The sequence below is a fragment of the Pelotalea chapellei genome (assembly GCF_018531195.1).
Classification (GTDB): Bacteria; Desulfobacterota; Desulfuromonadia; order Geobacterales; family Pseudopelobacteraceae; genus Pelotalea; species Pelotalea chapellei.
Genome location: NZ_JAHDYS010000007.1, coordinates 115875 through 129735 on the forward strand (window position 1 = coordinate 115875; position 13861 = coordinate 129735).

Annotated in this window: 15 protein-coding genes; all 15 read right to left on the reverse strand. The window is 49.9% G+C overall.

Going from position 1 to position 13861, the window contains the following annotated elements:
* Positions 1-2 precede the first annotated feature (2 nt).
* The 15 genes from KJB30_RS09065 to KJB30_RS09135 all read right to left on the reverse strand — a co-directional run bounded on the left by KJB30_RS09065 (position 3) and on the right by KJB30_RS09135 (position 13861).
* Complete coding sequence (locus KJB30_RS09065) at positions 3-920, reverse strand: MinD/ParA family protein (protein ID WP_214298267.1); 918 nt, start codon at positions 918-920, stop codon at positions 3-5.
* Positions 913-2262 carry a flagellar biosynthesis GTPase FlhF gene (gene flhF / locus KJB30_RS09070; protein WP_214298276.1) on the reverse strand — a complete coding sequence of 450 codons (1350 nt, stop codon included), beginning with the start codon at positions 2260-2262 and terminating at the stop codon, positions 913-915. The genes KJB30_RS09065 and flhF overlap by 8 nt, the downstream gene beginning before the upstream one ends.
* Complete coding sequence (gene flhA, locus KJB30_RS09075; RefSeq protein WP_214298278.1) at positions 2252-4336, reverse strand: flagellar biosynthesis protein FlhA; 2085 nt, start codon at positions 4334-4336, stop codon at positions 2252-2254. Before flhA ends, flhF begins: the two co-directional genes overlap by 11 nt.
* A 262-nt stretch (positions 4337-4598) precedes the next feature.
* Positions 4599-5669 (reverse strand): flagellar biosynthesis protein FlhB, encoded by a 1071-nt coding sequence (gene flhB, locus KJB30_RS09080; protein ID WP_214298280.1) that lies wholly within the window; start codon positions 5667-5669, stop codon positions 4599-4601.
* Positions 5670-5673: 4 nt separating this feature from the next.
* On the reverse strand, positions 5674-6468 hold the full coding sequence (gene fliR, locus KJB30_RS09085) for a flagellar biosynthetic protein FliR (protein WP_214298282.1): 795 nt from the start codon (positions 6466-6468) through the stop codon (positions 5674-5676).
* Between the two features lie 4 nt (positions 6469-6472).
* Positions 6473-6742, reverse strand: a complete 270-nt coding sequence (fliQ, locus tag KJB30_RS09090; RefSeq protein ID WP_214298285.1) for a flagellar biosynthesis protein FliQ — start codon at positions 6740-6742, stop codon at positions 6473-6475.
* A gap of 14 nt (positions 6743-6756) precedes the next feature.
* On the reverse strand, positions 6757-7521 hold the full coding sequence (fliP, locus tag KJB30_RS09095; protein ID WP_214298287.1) for a flagellar type III secretion system pore protein FliP: 765 nt from the start codon (positions 7519-7521) through the stop codon (positions 6757-6759).
* 1 nt (position 7522) lies between these two features.
* The gene (locus tag KJB30_RS18015; RefSeq protein ID WP_214298289.1) at positions 7523-7948 is read right to left on the reverse strand and encodes a FliO/MopB family protein; all 426 of its coding nucleotides are present in this window, start codon (positions 7946-7948) and stop codon (positions 7523-7525) included.
* Complete coding sequence (gene fliN, locus KJB30_RS09105) at positions 7945-8217, reverse strand: flagellar motor switch protein FliN (RefSeq protein ID WP_214298472.1); 273 nt, start codon at positions 8215-8217, stop codon at positions 7945-7947. Before fliN ends, KJB30_RS18015 begins: the two co-directional genes overlap by 4 nt.
* Positions 8218-8240: 23 nt before the next feature.
* On the reverse strand, positions 8241-9227 hold the full coding sequence (gene fliM, locus KJB30_RS09110) for a flagellar motor switch protein FliM (protein ID WP_214298291.1): 987 nt from the start codon (positions 9225-9227) through the stop codon (positions 8241-8243).
* A gap of 15 nt (positions 9228-9242) precedes the next feature.
* On the reverse strand, positions 9243-9797 hold the full coding sequence (locus tag KJB30_RS09115) for a flagellar basal body-associated FliL family protein (protein ID WP_214298293.1): 555 nt from the start codon (positions 9795-9797) through the stop codon (positions 9243-9245).
* 149 nt (positions 9798-9946) lie between these two features.
* Positions 9947-10834, reverse strand: coding sequence for a flagellar hook-basal body protein (locus tag KJB30_RS09120; RefSeq protein WP_214298295.1), 888 nt, complete (start codon positions 10832-10834; stop codon positions 9947-9949).
* Between the two features lie 100 nt (positions 10835-10934).
* Positions 10935-11324 (reverse strand): TIGR02530 family flagellar biosynthesis protein, encoded by a 390-nt coding sequence (locus KJB30_RS09125; protein WP_214298297.1) that lies wholly within the window; start codon positions 11322-11324, stop codon positions 10935-10937.
* A gap of 1 nt (position 11325) precedes the next feature.
* Positions 11326-11994, reverse strand: a complete 669-nt coding sequence (locus tag KJB30_RS09130) for a flagellar hook assembly protein FlgD (protein WP_246545600.1) — start codon at positions 11992-11994, stop codon at positions 11326-11328.
* A 7-nt stretch (positions 11995-12001) separates the two neighbouring features.
* Positions 12002-13861: a flagellar hook-length control protein FliK gene (locus KJB30_RS09135; RefSeq protein WP_214298300.1), complete on the reverse strand. Its 1860-nt coding sequence runs from the start codon at positions 13859-13861 to the stop codon at positions 12002-12004.

Sequence of the window (13861 nt, forward strand, 5' to 3'; positions counted from 1 at the left end):
ACTCAGGCACCGGTACCATTTTCAAGCATTCTGCGGAAAAAGAACTGGACGTTACCTTTGACGCGTGTCTGTCGGTTGTTTTCTATAACCCGCTTGGCCAAAGTTGTAAAACAGCCGGCCGCTTCGGAATCCGGAAACAGATCGGAAACCGCCCGTTGCCGCTTGACCGCCTCGATCACTTTTTCATCCTTGACCACGCATCCCAGGTAGTCGAGGGATATGTCCAGGAAACGACCGGCAACATTGGCCAGTTTACGGAAGACTTCAAGAGCATCTTCACTATCTTTGGCCATATTGACCAGCACCTTGAAATGATGTTCTGAATAACGGGTGGCAAGCAGTTTGATCAGGGCATATACGTCGGTAATCGAAGTTGGTTCGGGTGTGACGACTACGATTATCTCCTGAGCAGCCACCGTAAAATAGGTCACATTTTCTGAAATGCCCGCTTCCGTGTCGACTATCATGAAATCGAAATGTTCATCCAGCATATCGAGTTCGTCGAGCAGTTTGAGTTTTTCATGCTGTCCCAGGCTGGTCAGTTCCTGAATACCTGAACCCGCTGGAATAATTTTAATGCCGGCAGGCCCGTCGATCAAAATATCGACAAGCCCTTTTTCGCCATTAAGTACATGATTCAGGTTGTAAATTGGCGAAAGTCCCAACAGGACATCCAGGTTGCCCAGTCCCAGGTCGGCATCCAGAATCAGCACCTTCTTGCCTTGCATTGCAAGTGCTATGGCAAGATTGGAAACAACGTTGCTCTTGCCGACTCCCCCTTTGCCGCTGGAGACCGACAAAACCCGAACGCCCTTCTGTCCGGCTTCCCCTGAAAAAGGTTCCTGCTGATTTTTACGGGCAGTGCGTGCCATTTCCCGAAGAGTATCGGCCTGATCTCCTGTCCCGGTTATCTCATTCATTTGATTCACTCCGTAAAATAAGCTCTGCAAGCTTAGCCGAGGTTGCCACTTCGATATCCTCGGGCACCCTTTGTCCAGTGGTAAAATAAGCGACCTGCAGATTGTCTTTCATCAACAGATTAATCATGTTGCCCAGGCTTTCGCTTTCGTCAATTTTTGTAAAAACCACTTTGCTAAGCTGAAAGATACTGAACCTCTTAAGGATTTCTTCCAGCTCACGATCTTTAGTCGTAGCCGACAGACAAAGATACACCTCGATGGGAATCTTGTTCTCGAGAAAATTCTTCATCTCATCCAACTTTTCTTTATCTTTGTGGCTACGACCGGCAGTGTCGATAAAAATAAGATCACAGGCAGCATGCTTCTCGACAGCCTTCTCCAGCTCTTTTGGAGTAGAGGCAACTTCAAGTGGAATTCCCATGATGCGCGAGTAGGTTTTAAGCTGCTCAACGGCCCCGACCCTGAAGATGTCCATGGTAATCAAGGCAACTTTGTTTCCGCGGTTGAGAGCGTACATTGCCGCCAATTTTGCAGTGGTGGTTGTCTTGCCGACACCGGTAGGTCCGACCAGCGCTACTATGCGGGGAGAATTCTTACGCAGCTTGAGTGTTCCGGCAAACTTGATCAGACGACCAAACGTGTCTCCCAAACGTCCCTTGACAGTCTGATTGCCCCCCTCCACCGGCAGGGCTGCGAGCGTATCAAGAATTTTTCTGATCAGGTCGGTGGAAATGCCGCTGCGTCCCAGTTCCTGCACCAACGGAGAATCTTCGGGCAAAATATCCTTACCGGTCTGCCCCTCCCCGGCAGGTTGCGAAGCTTGCGGCCACTGCACATTTTTGACATTACCTTCCTGGCTTTTAGCCAGGGTGGTGAGCAGGAGCTTTTTAATATCTTCCAGATCGCCACGCGGAATATTCTTGAGGTTCAAACTTGAATCCTGGGATTCCGGCTGCCGTTCCGCTTTCTCTCGTTGCACCTCTGTCTGACTTTCCTCCTTGCGCGATTCCTCCCGCCGCGCAAGTGCATCAACCTTGTCTCGCAATTCCCTGAGCTCGCGAGCCAAAGGAGCCATCATCGAGTTTTCGAGATCCTCCTTGGCAGTTCTCTCCCGCTCCGGCTTTTCACGATACTGGGTTGGTGGTGCCGCTACCGGTGGTGCCGCTTTACGGCCCGGGTCAATGGCTGCTGTTACACGGTAGACAGGTTTGCCGAAAAAACCGAAAAGACCTCCAGCTTTTTCTTTTTTTGTCGAAAGGATCATCGCATCAGGCCCGAGCTCGGCCTTGACCATGCGCAATGCTTCAGCCATGCTTGGCGATTGAAAGGTTTTAACCAACATTTAGGCTTACCACCCCGAGTGACTGTATTTTTACATTTTGCGGAATTTCATTGTGCGACAGCACGGCCATGTGCGGCACAAACCGTTCTATCAATTTCCTGACATGTCTCCGGATAGAAGGGGAAGCCAGCAGTACCGGCTGAGCACCAGACATGCCGAAACGATCGGACATGGTACGTATCGCGGTTATTATCACCTGAGCCGTATTGGGCTCAATTGCAAGATAGCTGCCCTGATCGGAAGGCTGGATTGCTTCTGCAATAATATCCTCCACATCGCGATTCAGGGTAATCAGAAAAAGAGTCTCATCCTCAAGCTTGTATTGATCCACAATAAAACGGCCCAGCCCCTGACGAACAAATTCGGTCAACACATCCGGATCCTTGGTAAGAGAAGCGTAATCGGCCAGAGTTTCCAGAATAGTGCGCATATCCCGTATGGAAACCCCTTCCTTGAGTAATCCTTTAACCACTCGCAGCACGGTTCCCAGATTAAGCTGGTTGGGGACAAGCTCTTCAACAACCTTGGGAGCCGTCAGGGCAACGTTATCCAGTAACTGTTGCATCTCCTGCCGGCCAACCAGTTCATGGGCATGTCGTTTGATGATTTCACTGATATGAGTTGCCACCACGGTGGTGCTGTCAACGACGGTGTATCCCTTGACCTGGGCGTCATCACGCCTGTCAGCACTTATCCAGACCGATGGCAGACCAAAAACAGGCTCTTTGGTGGTGACACCTTCAACCCCGCCCGTGACCGCTCCGGAGTCCATCGCCAGGTACTGGCCGGTTAACTCGCTTCCCCCAACCCTGGCACCGCGGATAAGCAAATTGTATTCATAAGGCTTGAGCTGAAGATTGTCATGAATATGAATAGGGGGAACGACAAATCCCAGCTTCTGGGCATACTGACGGCGGATGGAGCGGATACGCTCCAGCAGTTCTCCATCCTGGGAGGCATCGACCATCGGTACAAGACCGTAACCAACTTCGAGTTCAAGAACATCCAGAGGCCGGATATCGGAGGCTTGGTCAATAGAGTCGCTGGCAGCGGCCTCTTCCGGAAGTGCCATTTCCTCAACTACCTGGGCTTTTTCACGTGCCATCTTGCCAGCCATGAAAGATGTTCCGGCCAGTAGTAGAAAAGCGAAATGTGGCAAACCGGGAATCAGGGCAAAAAGGAACATGACTCCGGAAGTCACGTAAAACGCCTTGGGGTAGTTCAGGAACTGTCCCGTGATTTCATTGCCAAAGTTGTCTTCATCAGCCGAACGGGTAACGATCACGCCGGCAGCAGTTGAGATGATCAGGGCAGGAATCTGTGCAACCAGCCCTTCCCCGATTGTAAGCAGGGTGTAATTGGTAAGGGCGGTTTGTATCGGCATCCCCTGCTGAAAAACACCGATGATCAGGCCACCGAAAATATTGATCAGCACGATCATGATGCCGGCAACGGCATCCCCTCGAACGAATTTGCTGGCACCGTCCATGGAACCGTAAAAATCTGCCTCCCGCGCGATCTTCAAACGACGGGCGCGGGCATCTTTTTCCGTAATCAACCCGGAGGACAAATCGGCATCTATGGCCATCTGCTTGCCAGGCATGGCATCCAGGGTAAAACGTGCCGTCACCTCGGCAACCCTTCCGGCACCTTTGGTAATAACTACAAAATTGATCACAACAAGAATCAAAAAGATAACAGCGCCGACGACGTAGTTTCCACCAACCACGAATTGCCCAAAAGCTTTTATGACAGCGCCGGCTGCCTCAACACCTTCACTGCCATGCATCAGGATCAAGCGAGTGGAGGCGATGTTGAGTGCCAACCGGAACAGGGTGGTTACCAGCAAAACAGAGGGAAATATTGAAAAATCAAGAGGATGCTGGGTATAGAGACACACCAGCAGGATCAGAAGTGCAGTGGTTATATTTGCAGCCAGGAAAACATCCAGCAGAAATGCAGGCAGCGGAATAATCATGAGCGACAGCACTCCGATCAGAGCGATCGCAACGTAGATATCGGAGTTCTTGCGAAGTCCTTTTAATTCAATTGCCTGAACAGTTCCGTTTGCCATTATTTTCCTGAAGAAGTGATCGACATTAAAATCCAAGCGTTACATGCACATTTGATGCCCTTGCTTTGCCAAACAACAACGCTAACAGCAATATGGGATCTTGGGCCGAAAGTACTTTCGCTGATGCCAACCAAGCGGCGTCATCAAACAGAATATGAAGCTGCAGACAAAGTTTTGATTCTTATAATTTCCAAAGTCTCAAGCAGTTTAAGCTCACGCTGCACGTCAAACAGTTGAACGAGTCACCATTTTGACTTTAACTTCATACCTTGCCTTTGAGGCGATACACATAGGCCAGGATTTCTGCGACAGCTGAATAGAGTGATTCCGGAATAGCCTCATTCTCCTCAACCTGCTCATACAATTCGCGGGCAAGGAAACGGTTTTCAACCAGAGTGACCTGGTGTTCCTTCGCAATTTTTTTAATGGCCTGGGCCATGACATCCATGCCTTTTGCAATTACGACTGGCGCAACCATCCGCTCCCGATCGTATTTAAGGGCAATCGCAAAATGGGTCGGGTTAGTAATAACCACATCAGCAGTAGGGATAATCTTGGTCATGCGCCTACGAGCCATCTGAAACTGCATCTTCTTGATCTGACCTTTTATTTCCGGATTCTCCTGTTCCTTGTTTTCATCCTTTACCTCCTGCTTGGTCATCTTCAATTTCTCGATGTAGCTCCACTTGACATACATCAGGTCCAAGACTGCAATGATCAACATTACACCACAAGTGTGCATCACGATCTTAAAAGCAACATGTCCCATGTAATCGACAATGGCAACAATGCTGGCTTCCGCAATAAAAGTTATGTTCTGAACTTCATCACGCAACACCCGGTAAGAAATAAAACCGATCACCAGCAGTTTGAGACAAGATTTGAACATCTCAACAAGTGAATCCTTGTTGAACATGCGCCTAAACCCGTTGAGCGGGTTCAGTTTGCTGAACTTGAAAGAAAGTCGCTGCCAGCGAAAATCGAAGCGCCCCCCATCCTGAACCGCGTTGGAAGTGATTGAAGTGGCAATGATGGTAACAACCAGGGGTGCCAGCACCATTACGATGACCTGAAATGTTTTTAGCAGCAGGTTGTAGACCTTCTGCTCGGTCAAATCAGGACTGCCGGCAGAAGAGAGAATCTCTGTGCTGTGCCTGGAGATGGTGGTCACCATGTAGCTGCCGAACAGATACAGACATATCATGCCGCTCAGCAGAGTAACGGTGGAAGTCATCAGCATGCTGGTGGGGGGGGCTCCGTCTTCACGAGCCTTTTCCAGACGTTTTCCGGTGGGCTGTTCGGTCTTGGAATGTTTATCTTCATCTCCTGCCAAAGGTCTATCCCCCCTTTGCCATCAGATGGAACATGGTCTCAATCTGCCCTTTCACTGATCCGAATGAGACCTCCAGAACGTGAAAGAACATTGTCAGTGTCAGCCCGAGCACAATAAAGCCGATGCCAATGTTTAGCGGCATGCTCACCATGAAGATGTTCATTTGCGGAAAGGCGCGGGCCATGATTCCAAGAGTAATGCTGGTCAGAAGCAGGGCGACCATGACCGGAGCGGCCAACCTGACGCCAAGAATCATGATGTCGGCGGTTTTCATAGTGAGGAAGTTTATGATCTCCCCATTGAGATGCCATGCCCCCAGTGGAATGATACGAAAGCTGTCCACAATAGTGCGGATGAAGAGATGATGGATGTTCATGGAGAGGAAAAGCAGGGTGGCCAGCAGAGTCTGCATGACGGACATGATCTGGGTCTGGCTGCCCAGAGAGGGATCAATGATCGATGACATGGTAAAACCCATCTGCACACCGATGATCTGACCACTGAATTCAACTGCCGAAAAGATAATTTTAGTGATAAATGAAAGCGTCAGGCCGATCATGATTTCTCGTCCCGCCAGCAGGCCGAGAGTAAAACCATCAGTCGGCATTTCTGGCGGAGTAATATTCAGGGCCGGATAGCAGGTGAGAGTGATCATGACCGTTACGACCACTTTGATGCGCATGGGAAGGGTTCGGCCGCCGAAAACCGGCAAAGCGGCGAAGATGCCGGCAACTCTACTAAGAACAAGGGCAAAAAGAATAACTTCCCGCGGGGTGGGGAAAGGGAGCAGCGGGAACATTGCTTCAGCGTCTCATGGTTTCAATGAAGGAATAAATTTCACGCGTGAAGTCGCTCATATAGGTCATCATCCACGGGAAAAAAATAATCATTGCCACCATAACGGCAATGATTTTGGGGGCAAAAGCCAGGGTTGCTTCATTAATTGAGGTAACCGCCTGAAAGATGCTGATCAGCAATCCAATAACCAGACTGAAAATCAACAATGGTGCAGACAACAGCAGAGTTGCTTCAAAACTGCGACGTGCCAATTGTACAACGAGTTCGGGAGTCATTTTTTCTCCGTGCCTTATCCAAAGCTCTTGACGAGCGATGAAATTATCAGTCCCCACCCATCGACCAGAACAAACAACAAAATTTTAAATGGCAATGAAATCATTACTGGTGGAAGCATCATCATGCCCATGGACATGAGTACCGATGCCACCACCATATCAACTACGATAAAGGGAATATAGACAAGAAAACCGATCTGAAAAGCGGTGCGCAGTTCCGATATCATAAAGGCCGGAATGACCGTGAGTGTTGGAATATCATTGGCATTTTTAGGGCGTGGCAACTTGGATAATGTGACAAACAGCGCCAGATCTTTTTCCCGCGTCTGGGAAAGCATGAATTTTCTGACCGGTTGAACAGCGCGATCCATTGCCTGCTGCTGAGATATCTGCTGCGCCTTCCAAGGTTGATAGGCTTCGCGGTCGATCTGCTGCCATACCGGACTCATGATGAAAAAGGTCAGAAACATTGACAAGGCCAGAATGACCTGATTGGAAGGGGCCTGCTGTGTGCCCATGGCGGTGCGCAAAAACGAGAGCACCACCACAATTCGAGTAAAGGAAGTGGTCATGATCAGCAGGCCGGGCGCCAGAGTCAGGATGGTGAGCAGGAAAAATATCTGAATGGTTGTGGCGACCTCGCCCGGCTTTGTGGCGGTACCAACTCCGATATTTACTGAAGGTAGCGGCAGCGGCTCGGCCAAAACTCCCGTCGCGGTCAAAACAACCAGGGTCAGTGCACTGAAAAATAACCACTTGTATTGAGATACCAGCCGCATATCAGCTTCTCCACTTCTTACCAGCTCCGCGCAACAGGCCGGAGAGGCCAAACCGCGCGTTACCGGGTTCTTCGATAACTTCAATGTCTTCAATGACATTTACTTGTTTTAACAGAGAAATCCCCTCCTCCGAACTTGCCAGCAGGAGGTACTCGCCTCCAACCTCTACCAATAACAATGCCTTTTTGGGAGCAATATGTCGGGTTTCGACCAGACGAATGTGACGCGAGGTCATCCCCGTCACTGCACCTCCACTTACCAGCTTGCCGGAGAAATATTTGGCAAGCAAAATAAGCCCGATAACTATTGAAAGTGCGGCGACCATCTGTATGAAGCTGGATATAAAACTGAATTCCTGTCGGGGAGGTACTTCGGCACAGGCTAATGTTGGCAGGATAAGTAGTAGTGCGAGGACCGCACCTTTCACAAAATCTTCTCCACCCGCTCATTTGGTGTGACGATATCGACAAGGCGAACCCCGAACTTCTCGTTCACCACCACCGCTTCACCCCGGGCAACCAGTTTTGAATTCACAAAAATATCAAGTGGTTCGCCAGCCAGCTTTGTTAGCTCCACCACCGCACCCTGATTTAACTGCAGTACATCCTTGACCAGCATCTTTGTTCTTCCCAGTTCCACGGTAACCTGGAGTGGGATATCAAGGATGAAGTCGAGGTTCTTCTTATCAAGGTCCATATCCTTTGTTTCGGGTTTGTCGCTCAATTCTGCCCCCTGTTACCGGTGTTTATTGCGCTGATTTGTACAGCTTTGTTTCCATGTCGTATCCCGGGAACCCCTGAATATTTCAGCACCCCTCCAACCTTGACCTGCAGTTCGCTGCTGCATGGTTTGTCGAGCATGACCGTATCTCCAGGGGATAAATCAAGCAGTTCCTTCAGGGTGATACTCGCGTTACCCATTTCGACCGACAGTTCCATCGGCGTTTCCAATAAACCGGAGGATAGCCGCGAGGACCACTGGGGATCTATCGCCATCAGATCAAACTGCATTCCTGCCTTCAGTTTTTCCCTGATGGGATCGATAGTCATATAAGGAACGGCAAAGACAATGTTGCCGGTGATGTCCTCTATCTGAATTTTCAGCGACATGGTCACGATCTGATATTCAGGAGGAACAATGTTGACCAGACGGGGGTTCATCTCCATACGCAACAGATTCATATGCGTCGAGTATAGAGGCGCCCACGCCTTCTCAAGGTCAAGCAGTATGTCCCTGGCTATCCGCTCAACAAGCCGCAGCTCAATTGATGTAAACATCCGGTTGGCCATGGAGACCTTGCTGGTTCCGGTGCCCCCCAGGAGAGTGTCAACAAGACAGAGAACCAGGGAACTGTCAAAAGAGAGCAGCGCAGCTCCTTTTAGCGGCTCGATCTTGAAAATTGCCATACACACTGGCGATGGAAGCGTCTGGAGAAAATCGTCAAACTTGTAGGACCGTGCCCCCACTTTTTTAATGTCAACCACCTTGCGCAGGCGGTTGGAGAGGTTGACCCGGCTGTAGCGTATAAAGCTGTCATAGATAATGTCGAGGTTGGGGACAAAACCTTTGTGAGACTCGGTGTTGAAGAGGTCGTATGTAACGGCGCTTCCCTCGGTCTTGGCAAGTTCCTTTTCAGGTTCTATACGACCATCGAAAACGGCATTGAGTAGCGCCTCAATCTCAGCTTTTGAAAGAATTTTTTCCATGGTACCCCGGATTTATTACTGGACCACGAAATCGGTAAAATATACCTTGGCTATTTTGCCAGGGGGGATGATCTTATTGATTGATGCCAGGATCTCATCCTTAAGTTGATTCTTGCCCTGAACATCCTGGATGTCCTGCAAGGTCTTGGTGCTCAGCAGAACAAGAATGGTGTCCCTGATGGGCGCCAGACGTGCATCAAGATCGGCCTTCACCGCCGGTGAAGCCATTTCAATTTCAACCTTTACCTTCAGGTATCGAAGTTCCTGTCCATCATAAATATTGACAATGAATGGTTCAAGCGCGAACATGTTTGCTGCAGCGTTAGCCGCACCCTCTTTACCACCACCATGGCCACCATCTTTAGGAGCTTCGGCTGCCCCATGCCCCTCAGCCTTGGCCTCGGTTTTGGTACCCTCACCTTCCTTCTCTTTTTTGTCACCTTTTCCCATCATCATGAATACCACGAGTCCAAGAATGACAGCCACGGCCACACCAGCACCGATGATAATGAACATCTTCTTTTTGCCGCCTTCTCCTTCAACTTCAGGAGCCTGATCTTCCTTGGCCATAGTGTCCTCCGTACAATGAAATGAAGAGATGATATTTAAAAAGGTACTCGAAAAATGTAAAACTAAAGCGAGGTATTTGCAACTAATTAAAAAACTGCGGAGGCCGCCACGCTGGTAACAGACCTCCGCCGACTACCTGCTATAAGCTGTTACCGCTTGAGGTTCAAAACTTCCTGGGTCATTTCATCCGCTGTGGTAATGGTCTTGGAGTTGGCGGAATAAGCCCGCTGGGTCAGGATCATCTTGACGAATTGAGCCGCCATGTCCACATTGCTCTGCTCAAGGGAGTTGGTGTAAATCTTTTCGCTGCTGCCATTGGCCGAATTGCCCGCCAAAGTGAATGCCGCTGCCGGAATGCCGGAGGCAGTCGTAGGCCTGAAGAGCGTTCCACCAGCCTTGTCCAATCCACCGGGATTGGTAACCGTAACCACTGCCAGACGTTGTACTGTTGCAGCATTGGCGGCGTTAGCAGCAACTCCAACAGCTCCTGTAGTATTATAATAATTGGTGGTAATACCATCTTTGGCCAGATAGGTAATCAACCCGCTGGAATCTATGTTGGTGATTTTGGAAAAGTTGGTAGCATTATTCGCGGGATTCCCATCGTCAAGAAACTTGATTGGATTTCCAGCGGTATCCAGGACTTGGAAACCATCAGGATTGACAAGATTCAAATTGCTGTCCAGACGAAAGGCACCGGCCCTGGTCAACATCGCGCCATTCTGATTGACCGGCGCTGCGGCATTGGGATCCTTGACGGCAAAAAAACTATTGCCCTGAATAGCCAAGTCCGTCACGATTTCAGTTGTTTCAAACGAACTTTGGCTGAAAAGGTTGTCCACCTTCTGAATCTGAGTGCCGCGGCCAATCTGCGAACCATTGCCAATATTGGCAGAAAGCATATCGGAAAAAAGCATACGGCCTGATTTGAAGCCGATTGTATTGACGTTGGAAAGGTTGTTACCGATCACGTTAATGCCTTCAGCATTGGCCAAAAGGCCTGATACGCCGGTGAACATTGCAGATGTAATACTCATTGTGTTGCCTCCTTATTAAGTGTGAGAGTTTAATGTGAAACGCGTCAGTCGGTCGGCGTTTCGTGGGCTTCCTCTCGGAGGACCAGCCCCTGCTTGGTTGTTAAATGACTACAGCTGAATCAATGTTGGTAAAGATATTGCCCTTCATCTGGGACTTGTCCATGGCAGTCACCACTGTACGATTCTTGATGCTGACCACCAACGCCGCATCCCCCATCATCACAAGCGACTCTTTGCCACCCTTCTGGGCCACACTGTTGACAGCCCCTTCCAGATTGGCAATATCGCTGGCGGAAAGGCTGATATTGCGTGCCTTAAGCCGATCCTGAGCATGCTGTGAAAATTTGATACCCTGGGAAGGCAGTTTTTGATCCAGAACTGTAGCGAATGACGGCCCGGAGACATTGCCCGCCTTTGCCGGCTGCTGTGGCTGAGGGGGGTTGGTTCCGACCGGTTTTACCGGGTTTGGAAAAAAGATCTGATCAACCATATTAAGCCCCCATGACGCTGATCACGTCAGCAAACGATATGGTTGTGGCCCCGACTGTCAGCACCGGAGTGCCACCGGCTAGATTAACCCCATCAATACGACCTGTTGTAAAAGTTGTTGCTGCAACACTAGCTCCGCTGGCTGAGGTTGCATTCACGGAAAAAGTGTAGGCTCCTGCCGGAAGCAGAACACCATCCTTGTCTCGGCCATCCCATGCGATCAGAGTATCACCCGCTGAGAGCGCTCCCAGTGTGGAGCTTTTGACGACCTGGCCGGCGTTGTTTGAAATTGTTACCGTTGCCGACGACACTGGGACAGACAGATTGAACTGCATTGACGCTGGATTGGTACCATCAAAAGTAATGGCGTTGCCATTCGCTTTGACATCCTTGCCAATGAAACCAACTGATGTCATGGCCATGGAGTTGTTTTGGGCAGTCAGAAGATTCTTCAGTGCTGTGTTGTTATTGTAAGCCTGTTCTACCAGGGACAGCTGGGAAAGCTGGTCCAGCATAGCTGACGGATCCTGGGGTTTCAGTGGATCCTGATATTGCAGCTGGGCAATAAAAAGTTTCATGAAATCATCCTTGTCCATACCCAAAGACTTTTTCATGGCGGCTGATGCCGCGGTTGTATCGGTTGTTGAAGTTACGCTGTTTACCACGTTCATCACCTCCTTAGAAATGTACGTCCAGCATGGCGTGCTCTGTTCGGCCCTGATAAACCTGGCGCGTCGGAAGCACTTCTTCTGACGGCAGGCGATACCCGCCAGAATTGAGCCATTGCTGGGACTGCCTGTTTTTGACCAGCTCACGCCATTCACCCTGGGCATTGTTGCCACCCTGGCTGTTGGCCTGGCTTTCGCCGGATGTAACTGAAAACTTGTCCATGCTGATATTCTGGCGCGACAACGACTCTTTCAGCGAATCTACATGCTGAAGCAGCCCTTCACGTGCCATCCGGTTTTCCGCAACGATTTCAACCCTCAGACGCTGATCTTCAAGCCTGAGATGCACTTTGATCTCTCCCATATTTTCAGGAGAAAGCCGAAAAACGATCTGATCGTTGCCTGCTTTGAGAGCATGAGCACCAAGTCGTTCGCGCACCTGGTTTGCAATATTCTCATGAGCCTCCAGACGGCTTGTTTCAGTTGGAACCGACTGAAGCATTGTCGGATTTACCGTTTCAACAACAAACGGCTGATGAACGGCCGCGATGTGCTGCGCCACAGGACGTGGCACTGCCGGCATTTCCTGTGTATAACCGTTCAGGTGTTGTTCACTGGAGGTGAAGTTTGATTCGGTTGAAGCTGAAGAATCAATCTCCAGTTGGCTGGAAGCAGCAGCCATCAACTTTTCGATGGAGACGCTTTCAGATTTCTTCAGATTTCGGTCACTTACCTGCTGGGCATTGCCAAGCTCCACATCAACTGCCACTGAGCCGGCAAATCGGAATTCTCCCATACCGGCAGGTATATTCTTATCTGCTGATACTGCCGAGACTTCAGGTACTTTGCTGCCATACATCTCGATTCCCTGAGAAACATATTGGACAGCACCATGTACAGCGTTGCTCTTTGATGCCGGTTTTTGTGGCATCACGTTTTCCTGCCCGACTGGGGCGGTCTTCAACCCGGGCACTTCCGCCAAGGCATCCATCTTCGGTGCTCCTTCTTGAGCACCATCTTGCGCTTTAACGGCTGGAACAGGCTGTCCTTGAGGTTTAACCATAAACGAAGCGATCTGCTCGTTGTCCGGCATTAAGCTCTTTTCCATTTGTTTTTTGCCTGAAATTGCAGACGATTCCACATTCTGTGCCATCTTGATTTCCGGCGACTGAGATGCTGTTGCTTCTTTTGATATCTCTTCTTTAAGACCCATTTGCGAAGCCGAAACATCCTGTTCATTAACCACAATTGGTTCTACATTCTGCAAAATTTCCGCTTCGGGCGACTGTACTGATGCCTGGACAAAAGCGGTTTCTAACTGCTGGCCCTGATACATCCGCTGCGTTTGCTGCGGGACAATAACCGGAGCATCTTGCACCTGATCACTTGCCTGTGGATCCACCGTGTATTCCGATGCCGGCATTCTGCCGTTACCCTGCAACGCCTGAATTATCTGCATTCCAGCCGTATTCAGTTCCACGTTCTGTGGCATCTTCTCTTCAACAGACTGCTGTTCATCGGTCAAAACATCCGATGTGCCGATACCCGCATTGGTTGTCACAGGCTGTGCCGCTGCCGTATCAACGACAGCAAACAGTGAAGCCATCATTACTGGTATTTTTTGCTCTTCCTGGTCCGCATCTTTACCTGCGACAGCCTTTTTCAGCTCCGATACTGCCGAGAACTCCGGTTTCTTTGATTCAGCCGCAAGTTGCGCCACGGCTTGGCCTTCTTGAGCAAAGGTCCGGCTAAGGACCCCTGCAAAAAAGCCGTCCTGTTCACTCACCGGCACTGAAGCCGTTGGGGAAATCATCGACATGACACCGTTGGTGCCAGACGATCTCTGTACTATTATCTGTCCTGCATTCAT